Origin of the sequence: Pseudomonas putida W15Oct28, from assembly GCF_000708715.2 — a bacterium.
GTDB classification, from domain to species: Bacteria; Pseudomonadota; Gammaproteobacteria; order Pseudomonadales; family Pseudomonadaceae; genus Aquipseudomonas; species Aquipseudomonas putida_R.
The window spans coordinates 14,115-37,012 of the sequence record NZ_JENB01000051.1 but is presented as its reverse complement, the minus strand read 5'-3'; the positions used below and the strand labels follow the sequence as shown (position 1 = coordinate 37,012).

At 63.1% G+C, this 22,898-nt stretch carries 20 protein-coding genes; 12 read left to right on the top strand and 8 right to left on the bottom strand.

Translation table 11 applies throughout. The annotated features are described in order from the left end of the window. Positions 1-163: 163 nt before the first annotated feature. Positions 164-724: a class I chromate reductase ChrR gene (gene chrR, locus AK81_RS24385; protein WP_043203332.1), complete on the bottom strand. Its 561-nt coding sequence runs from the start codon at positions 722-724 to the stop codon at positions 164-166. Positions 725-881: 157 nt separating this feature from the next. Between chrR and AK81_RS24380 the strand changes: the two genes are divergently transcribed. Then, positions 882-1,100, top strand: coding sequence for a hypothetical protein (locus AK81_RS24380; RefSeq protein ID WP_016488235.1), 219 nt, complete (start codon positions 882-884; stop codon positions 1,098-1,100). Here AK81_RS24380 and AK81_RS24375 read toward each other — a convergent pair. From AK81_RS24375 to AK81_RS24360, 4 genes are all read right to left on the bottom strand, one after another. Beyond that, a complete protein-coding gene (locus tag AK81_RS24375; protein ID WP_043203330.1) occupies positions 1,084-3,333 on the bottom strand; it encodes an Orn/Lys/Arg decarboxylase N-terminal domain-containing protein in 2,250 nt (749 codons plus the stop codon). The two genes, AK81_RS24380 and AK81_RS24375, sit on opposite strands and share 17 nt — an antisense overlap. 173 nt (positions 3,334-3,506) lie before the next feature. Beyond that, a complete protein-coding gene (gene dnaQ / locus AK81_RS24370; RefSeq protein ID WP_043203327.1) occupies positions 3,507-4,241 on the bottom strand; it encodes a DNA polymerase III subunit epsilon in 735 nt (244 codons plus the stop codon). 51 nt (positions 4,242-4,292) lie between these two features. Then, positions 4,293-4,739, bottom strand: a complete 447-nt coding sequence (gene rnhA, locus AK81_RS24365; protein WP_016498736.1) for a ribonuclease HI — start codon at positions 4,737-4,739, stop codon at positions 4,293-4,295. 15 nt (positions 4,740-4,754) lie between these two features. After that, positions 4,755-5,528: a methyltransferase domain-containing protein gene (locus AK81_RS24360; RefSeq protein WP_043203325.1), complete on the bottom strand. Its 774-nt coding sequence runs from the start codon at positions 5,526-5,528 to the stop codon at positions 4,755-4,757. A gap of 85 nt (positions 5,529-5,613) precedes the next feature. Between AK81_RS24360 and gloB the strand changes: the two genes are divergently transcribed. The 9 genes from gloB (at position 5,614) to AK81_RS24320 (ending at position 16,339) form a co-directional block, all read left to right on the top strand. Beyond that, entirely contained in the window at positions 5,614-6,393 is a 780-nt protein-coding gene (gene gloB / locus AK81_RS24355; protein ID WP_043203324.1) for a hydroxyacylglutathione hydrolase, read from the top strand. A 100-nt stretch (positions 6,394-6,493) separates the two neighbouring features. Continuing rightward, the gene (locus tag AK81_RS24350; RefSeq protein ID WP_043203321.1) at positions 6,494-7,924 is read left to right on the top strand and encodes a lytic transglycosylase domain-containing protein; all 1,431 of its coding nucleotides are present in this window, start codon (positions 6,494-6,496) and stop codon (positions 7,922-7,924) included. A 266-nt stretch (positions 7,925-8,190) separates the two neighbouring features. Then, positions 8,191-10,020 (top strand): extracellular solute-binding protein, encoded by a 1,830-nt coding sequence (locus AK81_RS24345; RefSeq protein WP_206542917.1) that lies wholly within the window; start codon positions 8,191-8,193, stop codon positions 10,018-10,020. After that, positions 10,017-11,852, top strand: a complete 1,836-nt coding sequence (locus AK81_RS24340) for an extracellular solute-binding protein (protein WP_043203317.1) — start codon at positions 10,017-10,019, stop codon at positions 11,850-11,852. Before AK81_RS24345 ends, AK81_RS24340 begins: the two co-directional genes overlap by 4 nt. Before the next feature lies 1 nt (position 11,853). After that, entirely contained in the window at positions 11,854-12,927 is a 1,074-nt protein-coding gene (locus AK81_RS24335) for a microcin C ABC transporter permease YejB (protein ID WP_043203314.1), read from the top strand. A 1-nt stretch (position 12,928) separates the two neighbouring features. Next, entirely contained in the window at positions 12,929-13,948 is a 1,020-nt protein-coding gene (locus AK81_RS24330) for an ABC transporter permease (protein ID WP_043203312.1), read from the top strand. Between the two features lies 1 nt (position 13,949). Next, complete coding sequence (locus AK81_RS24325) at positions 13,950-15,557, top strand: ABC transporter ATP-binding protein (protein ID WP_043203309.1); 1,608 nt, start codon at positions 13,950-13,952, stop codon at positions 15,555-15,557. Positions 15,558-15,741: 184 nt separating this feature from the next. Continuing rightward, on the top strand, positions 15,742-15,999 hold the full coding sequence (locus tag AK81_RS30540; protein WP_241496115.1) for a helix-turn-helix domain-containing protein: 258 nt from the start codon (positions 15,742-15,744) through the stop codon (positions 15,997-15,999). After that, positions 15,935-16,339 (top strand): HD domain-containing protein, encoded by a 405-nt coding sequence (locus AK81_RS24320; protein WP_050491942.1) that lies wholly within the window; start codon positions 15,935-15,937, stop codon positions 16,337-16,339. The genes AK81_RS30540 and AK81_RS24320 overlap by 65 nt, the downstream gene beginning before the upstream one ends. A 110-nt stretch (positions 16,340-16,449) precedes the next feature. Here AK81_RS24320 and AK81_RS24315 read toward each other — a convergent pair whose 3' ends face one another. Further along, positions 16,450-16,887: a hypothetical protein gene (locus tag AK81_RS24315; protein ID WP_043203307.1), complete on the bottom strand. Its 438-nt coding sequence runs from the start codon at positions 16,885-16,887 to the stop codon at positions 16,450-16,452. Positions 16,888-16,970: 83 nt separating this feature from the next. On the opposite strand from AK81_RS24315, the gene AK81_RS24310 reads away from it, so the two are divergent. Next, positions 16,971-17,354: a MerR family transcriptional regulator gene (locus AK81_RS24310; protein ID WP_050491941.1), complete on the top strand. Its 384-nt coding sequence runs from the start codon at positions 16,971-16,973 to the stop codon at positions 17,352-17,354. An 11-nt stretch (positions 17,355-17,365) separates the two neighbouring features. Here the strand turns inward: AK81_RS24310 and AK81_RS24305 are convergent, their stop codons facing one another. Continuing rightward, on the bottom strand, positions 17,366-18,529 hold the full coding sequence (locus AK81_RS24305) for an ATPase (RefSeq protein WP_043203306.1): 1,164 nt from the start codon (positions 18,527-18,529) through the stop codon (positions 17,366-17,368). A gap of 190 nt (positions 18,530-18,719) precedes the next feature. Between AK81_RS24305 and AK81_RS24300 the strand changes: the two genes are divergently transcribed. Further along, entirely contained in the window at positions 18,720-21,650 is a 2,931-nt protein-coding gene (locus tag AK81_RS24300; protein WP_043203305.1) for an aminotransferase, read from the top strand. Between the two features lie 3 nt (positions 21,651-21,653). On the opposite strand, the gene AK81_RS24295 is transcribed toward AK81_RS24300, so the two are convergent. Then, positions 21,654-22,889, bottom strand: a complete 1,236-nt coding sequence (locus tag AK81_RS24295; protein WP_043203304.1) for a flavin monoamine oxidase family protein — start codon at positions 22,887-22,889, stop codon at positions 21,654-21,656. Positions 22,890-22,898 lie beyond the last annotated feature (9 nt).

Genomic DNA, 22,898 nt, shown 5'->3' with positions numbered 1-22,898 from the left:
GCCTACAAACAGATCGTCTGCGCGGCGATGCGCAAGCTGCTGCACCTGGTTTACGGGGTGGTGAAGTCGGGGATACCGTTTGACCCCAAAATCCCTCTTGCGGGGTGAGGGTCAAGACGGTATCTACAGGGATCGTGCGCTCAGAGATGTTTGCTCAAGGCAATCAAACCGCCCTGTTCAGCTTCACCCACGACGCAAACTTGTCGACAAATGCCTGCAAGAACGGCCGGGTCTTGTCATTGAGCTTGCCCGAGTCCTCGAACAGGCTCGCTGCACCGCCAATGTAGGCCTCGGGCATCTGCATGCACGGCATGTCCAGAAACACCAGCGACTGGCGTACCGCATGGTTGGCACCAAAGCCGCCAATGGCCCCGGGCGATACACTGACCACCGCCGTCGGCTTGCCACTCCAGGCACTTTGCCCGTAGGGCCGCGAGCCCACATCAATTGCATTTTTCAGGCAACCCGGCACCGATCGGTTGTATTCTGGCGTGACGAACAACACCGCATCACTGCCGCGGATCTCCTCGCGAAACCGCTTCCACGCCGCCGGTGGCGCTTCGGCCTCGACGTCCTCGTTGTACAACGGTAAATCGCCAATTTCGACGATCTTCAGGGCAAGGCTGGACGGCGCCAGCTCCGAAAGTGCGCGGGCGAGCTTGCGGTTGTACGACTCCTTGCGCAAGCTACCCACGACAACCGCTACCGAATACACCTGGCTCATGGCAATTTCCAACCTTTGCTGGGTAAAGGGACGTTGTAGTTATAGATGACCGTTCCTCGGCGCTTTGGTTTTTTTTCCGCAGGATGAAAACTTCCGAGGCTGTTCCACGGTCTATGCCTTCAGACATTTTCTACGTAATTCAGAGGTTTCCACCCAAATGGCAGCAGTAATGGTCGGCCAATTCCACGCCCGTGACGCCGAAGGCCGTATCTATCCCGTGCACGAGTTCCAGGAATCCACCCTGCAACTCGACGGCAGCACGCTGGGCGCCCCCATCACCACCTACCGCCTGGCCATCGGCGACAAGGTCAACCACCTCGGTGAAAACCGCTTCGAACTGGCGCGCAGCGGCGTCGAAATCATTCGCATTCCGTGATGCAGTCAACGGTGTAACAGCCGCTCTCGTTCTGCAGGCCATGCACATCGGCGACAAAACCGGGGAAGCCCTGGTTGAATGCCCGGGCGAAGGCCAGGTAGTCGAGTATCGAGCGGGTCGCCTCGGTGAACCGCTCGCCCGGCATGATCAATGGAATGCCGGGCGGATACGGCACGAGCATCACCGCCGCCACACGCCCCAGCAGCGCCTCGATCGGCACCGCCTCCACCTCGCCACGCACCATCTGGTCATAGGCCCGGGCCGGGCTCACGGCCACCTCCGGCAAGCGCGTGAACAACCGCTTCAGTTGCTTGGCCGTGGCATTGGCGCGGTAGCAGTCATGCAACTGGTCACACAGGTCGCGCAACCCCATCCGCTGATAGCGTGAAGCATCAGCTGCCACCACACTCGGCAGGCAACTACTCAGGGCTGTATTGCCATCATAGTGGCGCTTGAACTCCAGCAACTCCGTAAGCAACGTGCTCCACTTGCCTTTGGTAATGCCCATGGAGAACAGCACCAGGAAGCTGTACAAGCCGGTTTTCTCCACCACCAGCCCCCGCTCCCAGAGAAACTTGCTGACCACCGCCGCCGGGATGCCATGCTCGCCCAGCACACCGCCCGCGCTCAGGCCCGGCATCACCAAGGTCACCTTGAGCGGGTCGAGCAGCACATAGTCGTCCACCACCTCGCCAAAGCCATGCCACTCCGCCCCCGGTTGCAGCAACCAGTCCTGCGCGGCCAGGCGCTGGGTACCCTCGGTGCTCGGCGGCTGCCAGATACTGAACCACCAGTCATCCGCAGCAATGTGCTCGCGCAGGTTGGCCAGGGCACGACGAAAACTCAGCGCCTCGTCGAACATCTCTTGCAGCAGTGAATGCCCGGCCGGCCCTTCCATCATGGTCGAGGCCACGTCCAGCGAGGCGAGGATGCTGTACTGCGGCGAGGTCGAGATGTGCATCATAAACGCTTCGTTGAAGCGGTCCCGGTCCAGCTGGCGCCTGGCCCCGTCCTGCACATGGATCATCGAGGCCTGGCTGAACGCGGCCAGCAGTTTGTGGGTGGAATGGGTACTGAACACCAGCGGGCTGTCTGCCGTGCAGGCAGTGCCCATGGCATAGCGCCCGGTGAAGAAGTCATGAAACGCCGCGTAGGCAAACCAGGCCTCATCGAAATGCAGCACCTCGACACTGGCGCCCAGGCTCTGCTTGATCATCCCGGCGTGGTAGCACAGGCCGTCATAGGTGGAATTGGTCACTACTGCCAGCTTGATGCGCTGCCCACGATCACGGGCAAGGGGGTTGGCCTGGATCTTCGCCGCGATGGCCTCGGGGCTGAATTCGCTGAGCGGGATCGGGCCGATGATGCCCAGCTCGTTGCGCTCCGGGCACAGATACAGCGGAATGGCGCCGGTCATGATGATCGCGTGCACCACCGACTTGTGGCAGTTGCGGTCCACCAGCACCAGGTCGTCGCGCCCGACCATGGCGTGCCAGACGATCTTGTTGGCCGTGGACGTGCCGTTGATGACGAAAAAGGTGTGGTCGGCGCCAAAGTTGCGCGCCGCCCTGGCTTCGGCTTCTGCCAACGGCCCGGTGTGGTCGAGCAGCGAGCCGAGTTCCGGCACGGAAACGGACAGGTCGGAGCGCAGGGTGTTTTCCCCGAAGAACTGGTGAAAAGCCTGGCCCACCGGGCTTTTGTGGTAGGCCACGCCACCGCCATGGCCCGGGGTATGCCACGAATAGTTGGACTGCGCAGTATGCTGCACCAGGGCCTTGAAGAACGGCGGCAGCAGGCCGTCGAGGTAGGTGTGTGCGGCGCGCGCCACCTGGCGCGCGAGAAACGGCACGGTGTCTTCGAACAGGTAAAGAATACCGCGCAGCTGGTTAAGCTCGCTCATGGCCTCGGCCGGGGCGTTTTCCAGGGTTACCTGTTCACCCAGGGCGAAGATCGGCAGGTTGGGTGCGCGCAGGCGGGCCAGGCGAATCAGCTCGGCCATGTTCTGCAGCAGGTGAGTGTTGTCGCCAACGCCTTCGGCAGCGATCAGCATGCAGGCCAGGCCGTGGTGGGTGGCGGCAACCAGGCGGGCTTCGGCGTGGTCGGCGGCGGCGAGAATGGCGAAGCCATCCTGGCGCAGTTCCTCGGCGATGCCCCGCACGCGCTCACCGGCAACGCTGTCGGCCTTGATGGCGCGGTGGACGATGAGGATCGGGAACTTGAGGTCCTTGTACATCAGGCAGCTACCTCCGAAGGACATGGCGTCCATTTCAGGGTAGTTGAGCCTGTGTTTTCAGGGCCGGCCTCTTCGCGGGCAAGCCCGCTCCCACAGGAACCCCACTAGCTCAGGGTTTGTGAGATCCCTGTGGGAGCGGGCTTGCCCGCGAAAGGGCCGGTACAGGCAGAGAATCAGCCAGCAGGTGTCTCGGTCAGGGCCTGCCACATGGATGGCCCACCCGCCGACTTGGCAACGGCAGCCAGCCGCTCGGCGGCCATGATCACCCGCCCAGGCGCCCGCCCGGTAATCCGGCGGATCTCGCTACCACCATTGCCCTGCCCATCCCCGTCGGCATCTGCGCCGTGCCCGGCCAGCGACAGGCTGGTCTGGCCACCGGTCATCGCCAGGTAGACGTCAGCCAGCAGTTCCGAGTCAAGCAATGCGCCGTGCAGCTCACGGCCCGAGTTGTCGATGTCGTAGCGTTTGCACAGCGCATCGAGGCTGTTGCGCTGCCCCGGGTGGCGCGAGCGCGCCAGCAGCAGGGTGTCGAGGATGGTGCAGTGCTGCGCGAGATCTGCGCGGTCCTTTTGGCCCAGCAAGGCGAATTCGTTGTTGATGAAGCCAACGTCGAACGCCGCGTTGTGGATGACCAGCGTGGCGCCCTGGATGAAGTCGAAGAATTCCTCGGCTACATCGCCAAAACGTGGCTTGCCGACCAGGAAGGTATCGGTGATGCCGTGGACGTTGATAGCGCCCTCGTCACTCTCGCGGTCCGGCTGCAGGTAGACGTGGAAGTGCCGCCCGGTCAGGCGCCGGCCGATCACCTCGACACAGCCGATCTCGATGATCCGGTGGCCTTCGCTGACCGGCATACCCGTGGTTTCGGTATCGAGAATGACGAACCGTTTATCTTGCTGCTGCTCCACGCGGGGCGCTCCAACTTGCATCAGTTACAAAGGCCGCGATTGTACCCCAGCTCAACGCTGGGCGCGCACCTCATCGACCCCACGGTTGGCCAGCTGGTCGGCGCGTTCGTTGCCAGGGTGGCCGATATGGCCGCGCACCCACTTCCAGCTCACCTTGTGGCGGTTGACCTGCTCATCGAGCTGCTGCCACAGGTCGGCGTTCTTCACCGGCTCCTTGGCCGCGGTCTTCCAGCCGCGCTTCTTCCAGTTGACCATCCACTCGTTGATGCCCTTCATCACGTACTGCGAGTCGGTGGTCAGCACCACTTCGCATTCACGCTTCAGCGACATCAGGCCCTGGATCGCCGCCATCAGCTCCATGCGGTTGTTGGTGGTTTCACGCTCGCCGCCCCACAGTTCCTTCTCGACGCCCTTGTAGATCATCAGGACCCCCCAGCCACCCGGGCCAGGATTGCCTTTGCAGGCACCATCGGTAAACATTTCGACGCTATCGCTCATGTACCACTCTTGAATTCAGTGCTTGTCAGTTTCAGGGTTGACCGCCGTGCGGTTCACCTTGGCCAGCGGCAGCGGCAGCAACTTGCCCATCGGCTCGCGGCGTTCCGGGCGCAACGGCCGCAGGCCCACCACCATCTTGCGCGCCACCAGCAGGTACACCCCGCCACCGGAGCTCTGCCAGCCGCCGGCCATCCGCTCCCAGCCCGCCAGGCGCTGCTGCCAGGCCGGTGAAGCAAGCGGCGGACGATAGCACCCGAAGCGGCGTTTCTCCAGCGCGAAGCCCAGCAGGTTGAGCCAGTCGCCTACCCGTGACGGCGAGATGCAGCGCGCCTTGCGCAAGGCGCCATGGCTGAAGAAATGGCGCATGCCCCAACAGCTCCACGGGTTGATCCCGACGATCAGCAGGTGCCCGCCCGGGCGCACGGCACTGGCGGCCTCGCGCAGCAAGCCATGGGGCGATAGGCTGAAATCCAGGCCATGCTGCAGCACCACCACATCGGCGGCGTGCTCGCTTAGCGGCCAGGCCTGCTCTTCACAGGCAATTTCCACCCCCGGCAGCGGCGCCCCAAGGCGCACGTTGCGCTGCACCTGGGGGGCACTGGGCGGCGGCTCCGCGCAGGGGCCGTAGTGCACAAGGTAGCCCCCGAAGAAGCGGCCGAGCTCTTCTTCAAGCAGCTTTTCCTCTTCCTTGAGCATCAGTTGGCCAATCGGGCCATTGAACCACTCACGGGCCAGGCTGATCAGCTTGACCCAGTCCGGGTCGGCCTGGGCAAAGGCTTGGTCGGTCATTGCGCTCTCCCTCGAAGGTTCTCCCACCGCGCCATCGCGGCTAAGATGCCTTCATGTGCCACGCTAGGCGAATCGGATCCGCACCATGATACAGATCGATGCTCTCCCCGCTTTCTCCGACAACTACATCTGGTTGTTACAGGATACTGCCAAACGCCGCTGCGCGGTGGTCGACCCGGGTGACGCCGGCCCGGTGGAACGCTGGTTGGCGGCCAACCCCGCGTGGGTGCTCAGCGACATCCTGATTACCCACCACCACAACGACCATGTCGGCGGCGTGGAAAGGCTCAGGCAACTGACCGGCGCACGGGTCTGCGGCCCGGCCCACGAGCGTATTCCCTGCCGCGACCTGGCGCTGGACGAAGGCGACCAGGTGACGGTGCTGGGCGTGATGTTCCAGGTGCTGGCGGTGCCTGGCCACACCTTGGGGCATATCGCTTTCTTCAGCGACCAGCCGGCAACGCCACTACTGTTCAGTGGCGACACCCTGTTCGCTGCCGGTTGCGGGCGCATGTTCGAGGGTACACCCGAACAGATGCAACCGGCCCTCGCCCGCCTGGCGGCACTGCCGGCCCACACCGAAGTGTACTGCGCCCACGAATACACCCTCAGCAACCTGCGCTTTGCCAAGGCGGTGGAACCCACCAACCTGCACGTTCTAAAGCGGTTCGATGACGTTACCCGGTTGCGCGCCGACAATCGCATCACCTTGCCATCAACGATTGGCCTGGAACGCCTGACCAACCCCTTCCTGCGCACCTCTGAAACATTAGTTAAACAAAAAGCAGACGAATGGAAGGGACATCCAAACGACTCGCAGGTCACTGTTTTTGCTGCCTTGAGGTCTTGGAAGGACACCTTCTGATAACCTCAAGATATATCGCAATCGATGGTCAAAGGTTGACCAGGCCCGGAGCGGTTTCTAGAATCGCCGAAATTTTTCGCCCGGATACCCGTCTCAGCCGATGTCTTCCCGTAGCCGCAGAACCTCTCATTCCGTCGCCCTGACGCGCCTGGCCCAAATCAGTGCGCTGGCTCTGGCCGCCACCCTGGTGGGCTGCCAGAGCACCCGTCAGCTTGACGAATCCGATAGCGTTCGCGCGCACAGCTATCAGGCGCGGATCAAGCACAAGCCTGCGCCATTGCTGGTCAAGCCGGCCGAGCAGGCGCCGCAGGATGTCTGGGAGCGCATGCGCCAGGGCTTCGCCCTGCAGGACAGCATCGACGTCAATCCGCGCATCGAGCAGCAGCGCCTGTGGTTCGCCAGCAACCCGACGTTCATCGAAAGCGCCGGCGAGCGCGGTAGCCTCTACCTGCACTACATCGTCGAGCGTCTTGAAGAGCGCGACATGCCGCTGGAGCTGGCCCTGCTGCCCGCCATCGAAAGTGCCTACAACCCGATGGCTTATTCACGCGCCAGCGCTGCCGGCATGTGGCAGTTCATGCCAGCGACCGGTCGCCACTTCAACCTGCGCCAGACCAACTTCTACGATGGCCGACGCGATATCACCGCGTCGACCAACGCCGCACTGGACTACCTGACCCGCCTGCACGACATGTTCAACGGTGACTGGCTGCTGGCCCTGGCTGCCTACAACGCCGGCGAAGGCACGGTGAGCCGCGCCATGGAGCGCAACGAACGGCTCGGCCTGCCAACCGACTACTGGAACCTGCCGCTGCCTCAGGAAACCCGCGACTATGTGCCCAAGCTGCTGGCCCTGTCGCAGGTGGTGCTCACGCCTGAAGCCTATGGCGTGAACCTGAACCCGATCGCCAACGAGCCCTACTTCGAAGCGGTCGCCATCAATGATCGCCTGGACCTGTCGCGGGTAGCGGCCTTTGCCAACATCGACGAAGACGAGCTGATCCAGCTCAACCCGGCCTTCAAGAAGCGCATGACCGTGGACGGCCCGCAGCAGCTACTGGTGCCGACCGCCAAGGCGCAGCTGCTGAGCGACAGCCTGTCCAACCTCAAGCCCGAGCAACTGGTCAGCCTGCAACCGAACAAGGCCGTGTTCGCCCGCGCCGTGGCCGAAGCCAAGGCACCGGTGGCAGCGCGCAGCTACAGGGTCAAGCGTGGCGACAACCTGGGCGCCATCGCCAAGGCCAACCGCGTTTCGGTCAATGACATCAAGCGCTGGAACCGCCTCTCCGGCAGCAGCCTGCGGGCCGGCCAGGTGCTGGCCCTGCGCGGTGGCAAGGGGCCGAGCGCCGCCGGCAACCGGGTAGCGGCATCCGGCAAGCGCTCCACCCAGTACAAGGTGCGCAAGGGCGACTCGCTGTACCTGGTGGCCAAACGCTTCAACGTGGAAATGCAGCACCTCAAGCGCTGGAACCCACGCAGCGGCCACGCCCTCAAGCCAGGCCAGACCCTGACCGTCTACCTCTCGCATTAATTGCCGTCGGCAGGATTGACGCGATCCCTGTAGGAGCGGCCTTGTGTCGCGATCGGGCTGCACAGCAGCCCCAAATTCTTGAATGCAATGCCGATATTGCGGGGGCTGCTGCGCAGCCCGATCGCGACACAAGGCCGCTCCTACAGCTACCGCGTCATCTCCATTAGAACGAAGCCACTCCCTCCTTCAAAACCTCTCTTTTTCCAACCCCACCAAGCTGTTACTGTACCCGATCAAAGCCCAACGCCTCTGGATCGGATGCCGACTTGATACGTCCCCTCCTGCTGTCAATCAGCCTGGCCTTGAGCTTCCCCGTAGCCGCGATGGTGAGCGAAAGCCACGGATACGCGCAGTTCGGCACGCTCAAGTACCCAGCCACATTTACCCATTTCGACTGGGTCAACCCGCAAGCGCCCAAGGGCGGCACCTTGCGAGCCATGGCTTTTGGCACCTTCGACACGCTCAACCCCTACACTTTCAAGGGGTCGAGCCCGGTCACCACGCCCAATTTCCAGCAGTACGGCATCAGCGAGCTGAACGAGCCGCTGATGGTCGGCACTGGCCAGTACGACCCGTCGGGTGACGAGCCGACCTCCAGCTACGGCCTGATCGCCCGTTCGGTGGAATACAGCGAGGACCGCAGCTGGGTGGTGTTCAACCTGCGCCCGGAAGCCCGTTGGCATGACGGCCAGCCGATCACCTCGGCAGACGTGGCCTTTTCCTACCGCACGCTGCTCAAGGACGGCCACCCGATCTACCGCACCAACCTGCAGGAAGTGCAGCGGGTAGACATCCTCGGCCCGCTGCGCATCCGTTTCGTGTTCAAGCGCGCCGGCAACCCGCTGCTGATCCTGCGCCTGGGCGAGATGCCGGTGCTGCCCAAGCAATACTGGCAAAAGCGCGACTTCAAGGCCACTACCTTCGAGCCGCCCTTGGGCAGCGGCCCCTACCGCATCACCCAGGTACAACCCGGGCGCCGGCTGGTGTTCGAGCGGGTGAAGAACTACTGGGGCAAGGACCTGGCGGTCAACCGTGGCAAATACAACTTCAAGCGCGTGGAGTACGAGTTCTACCGCGACGCCACAGTGGCCTTCGAAGCGTTCAAGGCTGGCGAATTCGACATCTATATCGAGCACCAGGCGAAGAACTGGGCCAACGGCTACAACTTCCCGGCCGTGCGCCGTGGCGAAGTGATCAAGGCGCAGATCCCGCACCAGATCCCCACGCAAACCCAGGGCCTGTTCATGAACAGCCGTCGGGCCACCTTCAGCGACCCGCGGGTACGCCAGGCGCTGGGGCTGATGCTCGACTTCGAGTGGACCAACCGTGCCCTGTTCAGCAGCGCCTACCGCCGCTCGACCAGCTACTACCCCAACAGCGAGTTCGCCGCCAGCGGCCTGCCCACTGGCAAGGAGTGGCTGCTGCTGGCGCCGTTCCGCGATCAGTTGCCGGCCAAGCTGTTCAGCGAACCCTACAAGGTCAGCCAGACCGACGGCCGCGGCATCAGCCGCCAGACCCTGCGCCAGGCGTTGGGCCTGCTTGCCGAGGCCGGCTGGAAGCTGAACGGCCAGCGCCTGGTCGACAGCAAGGGCCAGCAGCTGCGCATGGAACTGCTGCTGGTAAACCCCAACCTTGAACGCATCCTGCAACCTTATGTCGAAAATCTGTCCAGCATCGGCATCGATGCGCGCTTGCGCACCGTGGACCGTGCCCAGTACAAACAACGCCTGGACCAGTTCGATTTCGACATGATTCTGATGACCCTGAACCAGACCCTGAGCCCCGGCCTTGAACAGTGGCTGTACTTCCATTCCAGCCAGGCCGCCACCAAGGGCAGCAAGAACTATGCTGGGGTCAAGGACCCGGTGGTCGACCACCTGCTCGACACCCTGCTGGCCGCACGCACCCGCGACGACCAGGTCGCCGCCGCACGCGCCCTGGACCGCGTGCTCTCATGGCAGTACTACATGATCCCCAACTGGTACCTCGACAACCATCGCCTGGCCTACCGCAACCGGTTCGCCTTCGTCACCACACCGCCTTATACCCTTGGGCTGAACAGCTGGTGGATCAAGACTTCGGAGAAAGCCCAATGACGCCAACGCACCGTCTGCGCCGGCTGGCTGGCAGCCTGTTGCTCGCCTGCCTGAGCCTTCCCACCCTGGCCGCACCGCAACACGCGCTCACCCTGTACGACGAGCCGCCCAAATACCCAGCCGACTTCAAGCACTTCGACTACGTCAACCCCGACGCGCCCAAGGGCGGCACCTTCCGCCAGTCCAGCTTCGGCGGCTTCGACAGCCTCAACCCGTTCATCAACAAAGGCGTGTCGGCCGAGAACATCGGCAGCATCTACGACACCCTGATGCGCCAGAGCCAGGACGAGCCGTTCACCGAATACGGCCTGGTGGCCGGCAAGATCGAGAAAGCCCCGGACAACAGCTGGGTGCGCTTCTACCTGCGCCCCGAAGCCCGCTTCCATGACGGCCACCCGATGCGTGCCGAAGACGTGGTGTTCACCTTCAATGCCCTGATCAAGGACGGTGCGCCGCTGTACCGCCAGTACTACGCCGACGTCGCCGAAGTGGTCGCCGAAGATCCGCTGAAGGTGCTGTTCAGGTTCAAGCACAAGGGCAACCGCGAGCTGCCGCTGATTCTCGGCCAGCTGCCAGTGCTGCCCAAGCACTGGTACGAAAAACGCGACTTCAACCGTGGCAACCTGGAAATCCCGCTGGGCAGCGGCCCGTACAAGGTCGCCGAGGTCAAGGCCGGGCGCTCGGTTCGCTACGAGCGGGTGAAGGACTACTGGGCCAAAGACCTGCCAATCAACCGTGGCTTCTACAACTTCGATGTCATGACTTTCGACTCCTACCGCGACACCACCGTCGCCCTGGAGGCGCTCAAGGCCGGGGCGTTCGACTATGCGCTGGAAGTCAGCGCGAAGAACTGGGCCACCGCCTACAACGTGCCCGCCGTGCGCGACGGCCGCCTGATCAAGGAAGAACTGCCCAACGGCAACCCCACCGGTATGCAGGGCTTCATCTTCAACATACGCCGCCCGGTGTTCCAGGACGTGCGTGTGCGCCAGGCGCTGAGCCTGCTGCTGGACTACGAGTGGACCAACAAGCAGCTGTTCAACGGTGCCTACACGCGCACCGGCAGCTACTTCGACAACTCGGAAATGGCCGCTCACGGCCTGCCCAGCCCCAACGAGTTGAAAATCCTCGAGCCGCTGCGTGGCAAAGTCCCCGACCAGGTATTCTCCGAAGCCTTCAAGAACCCGGTCAGCGACGGCAGCGGCATGATCCGCGAGCAGCAGCGCCAGGCCTACAAGCTGCTGCAGGAAGCCGGCTGGAAAATCGTCGACGACAAGATGGTCGACGCCCAAGGCAAGCCGGTAACCATCGAGTTCCTGCTGGCGCAGACCGAGTTCGAGCGCATTCTGCTGCCGTTCAAGCGCAACCTCGCCGACCTCGGCATCGACCTGAGCATCCGCCGGGTTGACGTTTCCCAGTACATCACCCGCCTGCGTTCACGTGACTACGACATGATCGTCGGCGGCTACCCGCAATCCAACTCGCCGGGTAACGAGCAGCGCGAGTTCTGGTCCAGTGCCGCCGCCGACAACCCAGGCAGCCGCAACTTCATCGGCCTGCGCGATCCGGCCATCGACCAACTGGTGGAACAACTGATCAACGCCGACTCCCGCCAGAGCCTGGTCGACTACTGCCGCGCCCTCGACCGCGTACTGCTGTGGGGCTACTACGTGATCCCCAACTGGCACATCAAGACCTGGCGCGTGGCCTACTGGAACCACATCGGCCACCCGAAAGTGTCGCCCAAGTACGACATCGGCATCGACACCTGGTGGATCAAGCCCGGGGTAACCCCGGCGGTCAGCGACGCCCCTGCGGACGAGGCCAACTAAGATGCTGGCCTATATCCTGCGCCGCCTGCTGCTGATCATCCCGACCCTGCTCGGCATCCTGGTCATCAACTTCATCATCGTCCAGGCCGCGCCCGGTGGCCCGGTCGAGCAGATGATCGCCAAGCTCGAAGGCTTCGAAGGTGCCACCAGCCGCATAGCCGGTGGCGGCGCCGAGGTTTCCGTGGCCGGCTCCAACTACCGTGGCGCCCAAGGCCTGGACCCGGCGCTGATTGCCGAAATCGAGCGCATGTATGGCTTCGACAAGTCGCCGCCCGAGCGCCTGTGGCTGATGATCAAGAACTACGCCCAGCTGGACTTCGGCGACAGCTTCTTCCGCGACGCCAAGGTCATCGACCTGATCGTCGAGAAGATGCCGGTGTCGATCTCGCTGGGGTTGTGGAGCACGCTGATCATGTACCTGGTGTCGATCCCGCTGGGGATCGCCAAGGCCGTGCGCCATGGCAGCCACTTCGACGTGTGGACCAGCTCGGCGATCATCGTCGGCTACGCCATCCCGGCGTTCCTGTTCGCCATCCTGCTGATCGTGCTGTTCGCTGGCGGCAGCTACTTCGACTGGTTCCCGCTGCGCGGCCTCACCTCCAACAACTTCGACGAACTGAGCACCACCGGCAAGGTGCTGGACTACTTCTGGCATCTGGTGCTGCCGATCACCGCGCTGGTCATCGGCAACTTTGCCACCATGACCCTGCTCACCAAAAACAGCTTCCTCGACGAGATCAACAAGCAGTATGTGGTCACCGCCAAGGCCAAGGGCCTTAGCCGGACCCGGGTGCTGTACGGCCACGTGTTCCGCAACGCCATGCTGCTGGTGATTGCAGGCTTCCCTTCGGCGTTCATCGGCATCTTCTTCACCGGGTCCTTGCTGATCGAGGTCATCTTCAGCCTCGACGGCCTGGGCCTGATGAGTTTCGAAGCGGCCATCAACCGCGACTACCCGGTGGTCTTCGGCACCCTGTTCATCTTCACCCTGCTGGGGCTGGTGGTGAAACTGATCGGCGACCTGACCTACACCCTGGTCGATCCACGCATCGACTTCGCCAGCCGGGAGCACTGACATGGCCTTGTCCCCCCTCAACCGCCGGCGCTTCGAGCGTTTCAAGGCCAACCGCCGTGGCTGGTGGTCGCTGTGGCTGTTCCTGATCCTGTTCGGCCTGAGCCTGGGCGCGGAGCTGATCGCCAATGACAAGCCGGTTGCCGTGCGTTACGACGGCGAATGGTACTTCCCGGCGTTCAAGCGCTACCCGGAAACCACCTTCGGCGGCGAATTCCCGCTGGAGGCCAACTACAAGAGCCCGTACATCCGCGAGCTGCTGGCGAAGAAAGACAGCTTCGTGCTGTGGGCGCCAATCCCGTTCAGCTACCAGAGCATCAACTACGACCTGCGTGTCCCGGCCCCTGCCCCACCTTCGGCGGACAACTGGCTGGGCACCGACGACCAGGGCCGCGACGTGCTGGCGCGGGTGATCTACGGCTTCCGCATTTCGGTACTGTTTGCCCTCACCCTGACCGTGGCCAGCTCCATCGTCGGCGTCATCGCCGGCGCGCTGCAGGGGTTCTATGGTGGCTGGGTCGACCTGGCCGGGCAGCGCTTCCTGGAAATCTGGTCTGGCCTGCCTGTGCTGTACCTGCTGATCATCCTGGCCAGCTTTGTGCAGCCCAACTTCTGGTGGCTGCTGGGCATCATGCTGCTGTTCTCGTGGATGAGCCTGGTGGATGTGGTACGCGCCGAGTTCCTGCGCGGGCGCAACCTGGAATACGTGCGCGCCGCCCGCGCGTTGGGTATGCGCAACGGCGCGATCATGTACCAGCACATCCTGCCCAACGCCATGATCTCGACCATGACCTTCATGCCGTTCATTCTCACCGGCGCCATCGGCACCCTGACCGCCCTGGACTTCCTCGGCTTCGGCCTGCCCGCCGGTTCGCCATCGCTAGGCGAACTGGTAGCGCAGGGCAAGTCCAACCTCCAGGCACCCTGGCTGGGCATCAGTGCCTTCGCCGTGCTGGCGCTGATGCTGAGCCTGCTGGTGTTCATCGGCGAATCCGCCCGCGATGCCTTCGACCCGAGGAAGTGACATGAGTGAACAGAACCTGATCGAAGTGCGGGACCTGGCCGTGGAGTTCGTGACCGGGGACCAGGTCAACCGGGTGGTGGACGGCATCAGCTTTGATATCCGCAAAGGCGAGACGCTGGCGCTGGTGGGCGAAAGTGGCTCGGGCAAATCGGTCACCGCGCACTCGATCCTGCGCCTGCTGCCCTACCCCCTCGCCCGCCACCCCAGCGGCAGCATCCGCTACGAAGGCAAGGACCTGCTGCAGCAGAACGAGAAGACCCTGCAGCGCATACGCGGCAACCGCATTGCGATGATCTTCCAGGAGCCGATGACCTCGCTCAACCCGCTGCACTGCATCGAAAAGCAGATCAACGAAATTCTTTTGCTGCACAAGGGCCTGACCGGCAAGGAAGCGACCGCGCGCACCCTGGAGCTGCTGGAGCTGGTCGGCATCCCCGAACCGCACAAGCGCTTGAAGGCCCTGCCCCATGAGCTGTCGGGCGGGCAGCGCCAGCGGGTGATGATCGCCATGGCACTGGCCAACGAGCCAGAATTGCTGATTGCCGATGAACCGACCACGGCGCTGGACGTGACCGTGCAGCTGAAGATTCTCGACCTGCTCAAGGAACTGCAGGCGCGTCTGGGCATGGCGCTTCTACTGATCAGCCATGACCTGAACCTGGTGCGCCGCATCGCCCACCGCGTATGCGTGATGCAGCGCGGACAGATCGTCGAGCAGGCCGAATGCGCCACGTTGTTCAGCGCCCCGCAGCACCACTACACGCAGATGCTGATCAATGCCGAGCCCAGCGGCCTACCGGCGCACAACCCGGTAGGCGCGCCACTACTGGAGGTGGATGACCTCAAGGTGTGGTTCCCGATCAAGAAGGGTTTTCTGCGGCGCACGGTTGACCATGTGAAGGCCGTGGACGGGGTCAACTTCAGCTTGCCGCAGGGGCAGACGCTGGGGATTGTTGGCGAGTCCGGGTCGGGCAAGTCGACCCTCGGCCTGGCGATCTTGCGGCTGATCTCCAGCCAAGGCGGCATCCGCTTCCATGGGCAGAACCTGCAAGGGCTGAACCAGAAGGCCGTGCGGCCGCTGCGGCGGGAAATGCAGGTGGTGTTCCAGGACCCGTTTGGCAGCCTGAGCCCGCGCATGTGCGTGGCGGACATCGTAGGTGAAGGGCTGCGCATTCACGGCATTGGCACCGCGCAGGAACAGGAAGCGGCGATTATTGCAGCACTTGAGGAAGTGGGCCTGGACCCCCGCACGCGGCATCGCTACCCCCACGAGTTTTCTGGCGGGCAACGCCAGCGCATCGCCATTGCCCGGGCGCTGGTGCTTAAGCCGGCGCTGATCCTGCTGGATGAACCTACCTCCGCGCTGGACCGCACCGTGCAGCGGCAGGTGGTAGAATTGCTGCGTAACCTGCAGCAGAAGTACAACCTGACGTACCTGTTTATCAGCCACGACCTTGCGGTGGTCAAGGCGCTGAGTCACCAGTTGATGGTGATCAAGCATGGGCAGGTGGTGGAACAAGGGAACGCGCAGGCGATCTTCCATGCGCCGCAGCATCCGTATACCCGGCAGCTGCTGGAGGCGGCGTTCTTGGAGGTTGAGGCTTCTTAGCTGCTGCCACCAAGGCTTGAGTGATGTGTTGCCTGTGCGGGCCTCTTCGCGGGTAAACCCGCTCCCACAGGGTTGTCGCAGGCTTCAATACTTGCACAGTACCTGTGGGAGCGGGTTTACCCGCGAAAGGGCCCGCCCAGGCATCCGATAAGCTCGCAAGACCGCGCTAGCCCGGAAGACAGACATGAATCTCTCACCTTCACTACGCAACACACCCATTGGCCCGATGCTAAAGCACTGGCGCATGTTGAACCGGGTCAAACAGCTGCATGCCGCGCAGATGTTCGGGGTGTGCCAGTCGACCATTTCTCGCTGGGAATCCGGCGTGCAGGACGCCGAGCCCGAGCAGCGGGCGCGTATCGAAAAAACTCGAATTCCTGCGCCAAGCCGAAAAGCGCAAGAGCGTGACACGCAGTGCCCACACGTCGACAGGCCGGCCTGAAAGTGATGTGCCTGCGCCGCAAGCGCATGCGACACCAGACAAAGGCATGAACGAGCGGCAGGACCTGATTGCCATGACTTCGATGCTGGCGCCCTCGATGCAGGACACCATTGTTGGCTTGTTCGATGAGTACGAAGCGGCCAGCTCGCCGGAGGCCAAAGTGGTAAAGGCCTTGGACAAGATCGAAACCATCCTGCAGCACACCCAAGGCGATAACCCGCCCGATTTCGACTACGCGTTCAATCTTGAATACGGTCGCCGATATACCGATGCCATTCCATTCCTGGCCTCGTTGAGGCGCGCACTCGACGAGGAAACACGCAAACGCATGACCCGATAGCACGGCCTTTGTGGGAGCGGGCATGCCCGCGAACACCGGCGCAGCCGGTGCCATCCAGCGCGTGGCCTGCTTCGCGGGCTCGCCCGCTCCCACAGTAATCGCGCCAGCCTTCAGATTTCGCGCAAGACAGTTGATTCCACAGGGGTTGCGTGGGACCGTGAGACGGGTGCCAACTGGGCAATAGCCCATAACACTTCCATCGCCAAGACACCCCAGATCAGCGGTGAAGCTCCATTGAGCACCGCGTACAACTGCCACGCCGAAAACAGCACCCTCCCCGCCGCATCGTATCGCCCGAACCGCTGCTCCGGGTGGCGAATCCGCAACCACGCCCAGACACACACGATCGACCCCATCAGGTTGGCCATCATCATGTGCATCGGCCCGAACGCCGGTATCTCACCCACCAGGCCAAGCCCGTCATGCAACCCGCTCAACCACCCATGCAACAGGGCAAAGCTCCAGGGCGTTGCGAAGCCGATGGTGACGACCAGGTCATAGATGCCACTGGCTCTTACCAGCTTGCGATACTGCGTTTTGCTCCACATGTTCACTGCCCTCTGAATCAACGAAGGCAGCAGGCTAAACCGTGGAGTATGCTCCAAGGTCAAGCCCGAACAAGGAGATTGCCGTGCGTATTGGAGAACTCGCTCAGGTCTGTGGCGTCAGCCGTGACACCCTGCGTTTCTACGAAGAGCGGGGGTTGATCCAGGCCCGCCGGCTGGCCAATGGTTACCGCGACTACCCCGACGAGACCGCCCAACTGGTGGTATTCATCCGAACGGCGCAGCGCCTTGGGTTCAGCCTGAACGAGATTGGCAGCAACGTTGAGCAGTTGTGGCAGTCCGCCGAGCCAGACCAAGCGGTGGAAGCGTTGCTGCGAGACAAGCTGGTGCTAGTCGAGCAGCGGCTAGAAGAGTTGCAGGTATTACGGGCTACTTTGATGCAGCGATTGACGCTGGCCTGCCCACTGCGGCCTGATCCGGGCGAATCGCAGCCCCCTGCACACCCGTAGCATCGCACCACTCAAAGCCGCCCCAATAGGGCCTGCCGTTCGCGCCAGATTTCCTGCACAAACGGATCGGTCACCCCATACACCCCATGCCCGCGGCGCATGATCAGGTTGGCGGCCAGCAGCTCATTGGCAACCGGCTGTATCTCTTCAACACGCACTTCGCGTCCCACGAACTTCGAGTACTCGGCTGCTGCCTCGTTGGAAAATACCCCGCGCACATCACCTTCGGCCGACGCAATCCGGGCGAAAATCGCCTCGGCCAGAACGCCCAGCTCTTCTACCTTCATCAGCTCCAGGTCGGCGGCAGCCGAACGCAACGTTGACGCGATCACTGGCAGCAATTCATCAGGCCCTGCACCCGACGCTGACGAAAGGACCAGCTGTCGAAGTGCACGTATGAATTCTTCCGGTCTGCTACCCAGCGTTTTGAATGCCAGATCGGCGACATCCAGCGAGGGCAAATTAACCATTCCATCATTCGCGAGCCGCTTGAGCCAGAATTCGACACAGTCCCTTCCCAACACCGGATAGGGGACGTTGGTAGCACCGGCAAACGCCTGATTACGTCGAGCGGTCAATTCGTTGACCATCGCCCGATGAGAGCCGATACCGATAAACAGAAAGTGCCCCGGCGTGTTTGGTCGTGGATTGATCGCGTCTCGTGCCGCCTTTAACGCCAACATCATCTGCTGCCCGTCTTCGGTGGTGATCGCCTGCTGTACCTCGTCCACAACCAGCACGACATCTGTCCTGGCCTGGTCTACCACTTCAGTCAGCACTTCCGCCAGCGTCACCCCGCCTTCAGCGCCCAAGGTTTCGAGGTTGAATCCGAATTTGAGCCCGGTCACTTCGACCGCTGCACCACGCAGAGTTTTCAGTCTCTGCAAGAACGCCGAACCGGGTTTCTGGAGATCAGCAAGGGCTTTGCGCACTGCAGCAAGGACAAGGACCACAGGACTGGTCTGGGTATCACTCCAGAGATCGACATAGATCACCAGCGCGCCCATTCCCTCCAAAGCAGGGATCAAGTCGTTCTTCAGGAAGGTAGTCTTGCCGGTCCGGCGCAGTCCCGAGAAGAACAAACCTGAACGCAATCCGATATCCAGAGCGGACGGTTTCAACAGCTGCCTGGCCATATCGGCAGCCAGTTCATGGCGCGGAAAAATGTCGATCATGGCTTTATCCAGAATTATTGATTACCAATAATTATTGCCACGGAATAACTTTATGTAAAGCCACACTCGTTGGTACGCAAACCAAGCAAAGAACTAGTGATCAATTTTTCTGACAACAATCGTCTTCCATCATCAGCCGAATCGGGCATAAATTCTCCACCGTCAACTCCCAGTACCCACGGTAGATCCCATGCCCAGCCCACAACACCCGCCTGCTTCCCCTGCCCTGGCCACGCTGATACAGCGCTCCGGCCTGCCCAGCCCAACGCTGAGCGAAGCCCAGGCACACGCTGTGCTGCAGGCCCACTACGGCCTTGCCAGCAACCTGTCGGTACTGGGCAGCCAGCAAGACCTGAACTTCCGCGTGGCCACGCCGCATGGCGGCTATGTGCTGAAGGCCTGCCACGGCAGCTATGCCCAGCTGGAACTGGAAGCACAGCACGCCGCCCTGGCCTTCCTGCGCGATCAAGGTTTGCCGGTACCCGCCGTGCGCCCAGCCCACAACGGCATGGGGTTGCTTGAACTGGACATCGACGCGCAACCCCTGCGCCTGCGCCTGCTCGATTACATCGAAGGCCAGCCGCTGACCCGGCTCAGGCACATGGAGCCCCGCCTGATGGCAGAACTGGGCGGGCTCTGTGCAAAGCTGGACAAGGCCCTGGCCGGTTTCGACCACCCAGGCCTTGCGCGCACCCTGCAATGGGACCCGCAGCATGCCCAGGCACTGATCGATCACCTGCTGCCGGTGCTGCAAAACAGCGGGCAGCGCGCCCGCATCGAACACGCCACCCGCCAGGCGAGCGAGCGCCTGATGCCGCTGGCTGATCAACTGCCAAGCCAGGCCGTGCACCTGGACATCACCGACGACAACACCGTGTGGGCCCGTGATGACCAGCGTCAGTGGCAACTGCAAGGCGTGATTGATTTCGGCGACCTGCTGCGCACCTGGCGCATCGCCGACCTGTCGGTGACCTGCGCTGCGCTGTTGCACCACGCCGAGGGCGACCCACTGCGTATCCTGCCAGCCGTGCAGGCTTACCAGGCGCTCAACCCGCTGACCGAGGCCGAACTGCGCGCCTTGTGGCCGTTGGTGCTGAACCGCGCTGCCGTGCTGGTGCTGAGCAGCGAACAGCAGCTCGCCGTCGACCCGGGCAACCAATACACCCGCGACAACATTGCCCACGAATGGGAAATTTTCGACACTGCCACCGCCGTGCCTTTCGCCCTGATGGAGGCGGCCATCCTGCAGGCCGCGGGCCTGCAACCCAAGGCGCCAGACTTGACCGATTGCGCCCCCCTGCTCCCCGAGCTGGCCGGGCAGGCTGTAACCCAGGTGGACCTGGGGGTACTCAGCACACACTGCGAGGCCGGCAACTGGGAGCAACCCGGTTTCGACCAGCACCTGCTGACTTCGCAAGCCACGCCGGCCTGCAGCCTGCACGGGCAATATCGCCTGTCGCAAACCCACATCGACCGCCCCGAAGAGCCCGCCACCTGCGCCCTCGGCGTTGAACTGCACGTGCCCAACGGCAGCCTGGTGCAAGCACCAGCACCCGGCACCTGGCAGCGCCATGGCGACGGCCGTGGCTGCCTGCGTACCGCGCACTGGGCGTTGTGGCTGCAGGGCCTGGAGGACGCACCGGCAGACGGCCAGGCCGTGGAAAAAGGCCAGTCCCTGGGCAGCAGTTGTGGGTTCCTCAGCGTGCAGTTGTGCCTGGATAACGGCATCCAGCCGCCATTTTTCGCCACCCCGTCCCAGGCTGCCGCCTGGCTGGCCCTGTGCCCGTCGCCAGCCGCGCTGCTGGGCTTCGATTGCGATGCCGAGCCGCTGCCCGATCCCCAAGCCCTGCTGGCCCGCCGCGACGCCAGCTTCGCCCGTTCGCAGAAGCACTACTACGCGCAGCCGCCACACATTGAACGCGGCTGGCGCAACTACCTGATCGACATGCAGGGCCGTTCGTACCTGGACATGCTCAACAACGTCGCAGTGCTGGGCCATGGCCACCCACGCATGGTCGCCGAGTCGGCGCGGCAGTGGTCGCTGCTGAACACCAACTCGCGCTTCCATTACGCCGCCATCACCGAGTTCTCCGAACGCCTGCTGGCGCTGGCACCCGAGGGTTTCGACCGGGTGTTCATGGTCAACAGCGGTACCGAAGCCAACGACCTGGCGATTCGCCTGGCCTGGGCCTACAGCGGCGGGCGTGACCTGCTCAGCGTGCTGGAGGCCTACCACGGCTGGTCGGTGGCCACCGACGCCATTTCCACGTCCATCGCCGACAACCCGCAGGCCCTGGAAACCCGCCCGGACTGGGTGCACCCGGTCGAGGCACCGAACACCTTCCGCGGTCGTTTCCGCGGTGCCGACAGCGCCGCAGACTACCTGCAGGACGTCGACGCCAAGCTGGCTGACCTGGATGCCCGTGGCCGCCAGCTGGCGGGCATCATCTGCGAGCCGGTGTACGGCAATGCCGGCGGCATCTCGTTGCCGGCCGGCTACCTGAGCGACGCCTACGCCAAGGTCCGCGCCCGTGGCGGGGTGTGCATCGCCGACGAGGTGCAGGTGGGTTATGGCCGCCTGGGCGAATACTTCTGGGGCTTCGAGGAGCAGGGCGTGGTGCCCGACATCATCACCATGGCCAAGGGCATGGGCAACGGCCAGCCGCTGGGCGTGGTCATCACCCGCCGCGAAATCGCCGAGGCGCTGGAGGCCGAGGGTTACTTCTTCTCCTCGGCCGGTGGCAGCCCGGTCAGCTGCCGCATCGGCATGGCGGTGCTGGACGTGATGCAAGAGGAAGGCCTGTGGGACAACGCGCGCGACACCGGGCGCTATTTCAAGGCCCGCCTGCAGGCGCTGGTCGACAAGCACCCGCTGGCTGGCGCTGCACATGGCTCTGGCTTCTACCTGGGGCTGGAACTGGTGCGCGACCGCGCAACCCTGGAGCCGGCCACCGAAGAAACCATGACGCTGTGCAATCGCCTGCGTGACCTGGGCATCTTCATGCAGCCGACCGGCGATTACCTGAACATCCTCAAGATCAAGCCACCGATGTGCACCACCCGGGCAAGCGTGGACTACTTTGTCGACTGTATTGACCGGGTGCTGGGCGAAGGCCTGTAAGTATCAAGGCGTGGGCCTGATGGCTGCGGCCCACGCCTGCAATGCCTGCGTTGCTGCCATGGCGATCTGCTCATCCGTGCGCCCGCTGAACTGCCGCTCGATCGCATCGGCGGCAATCAGCCCGGCAATGGTGGGCTTGCCTACGGCATCGGTCAGGTCCAGCCACTCACCCCAACTGGCAGGCACGTCATACCAGCGCAGGTAGCCTGAGGGTGAACACGGCCACCAGCGCTCATCGAACTGCAGAATCACTTTCTCCAGCTTGCCCATGCCCAGATGTACCAGCGCTTGTTGCTGTGTTTCAGGTAACGCAGGGGTGAAGTGCAACGCTTTCAACACCCCCACAGGGACTGTGCAAATGCAGAAATCGCACACCTCCTTATTCACTTTGACGCGCGCGCTCGACCAGTCGATATGGGTTACCGGTGTGTTCAGGCGGATATCCAGATCCTTCGCCAGCAAATCGACAAGCTCGCTGTAGCCGCCTGGCAACATGCGATCGCCATGCCCGACACCCTCTTCGTCCAGCGCACTGAGCGACAGTTGCTCCACTGGCAAACACGCTTCCAGGACAAGGTTGGCGTCGATGGCGAACTGCGTGGCGCGCCTGCGCGCAGGGTCGAGTGTGGCCATGTAGCGGTTGATCGCCTCAGACAAGGGCAGCCGCCGGTCGATACTTTTGGTCAAGGCAGCCCAGGCGCCGTCGACATCGGGCAGTACCCCGCCCCTTGCAGCAGCAAGCGGGCGGCTGAAGTCGGTCTCGACGCAAGCCAACCCCTGTTGCTGCGCAACGGTGGCCAATGGGTTTTCAGCGAAATGCTGGAGCCATGCAGCGCCTTCATCCGCTTTTATGCCGCCCAGGTCTACAGAATGCGTGCGCCCACCTGTTCGCCCCCGTGCCTCAAGCACAGTGCAATCGACACCCCGCGCCCGCAGGCGTTGTGCGGCAGCCAGCCCTGCACAGCCCGCCCCGATCACGATCACTCTGCGCGCGCTGGCACTCAAGGCCGCGTCGGCGGCACGCAGCCCGTCATTCCAGGCGCCATGAGTCATTGCCGGGGCGCTGGCGTTACAGGCTTCTCCGGCGATGACCAAACGCTCATGCAGCACTTGGCCCAGGTCACTTCGATGCTGCGGCGTCCCCCCAGGCAACAGCGCGCTGTAGGCACCGAGGCTGAACGGGTCTGCACTCCAGTGAGTGACATGCCACGCGGTTGGTCTATGCACGCTCTTCTCCATTGGGGGGAC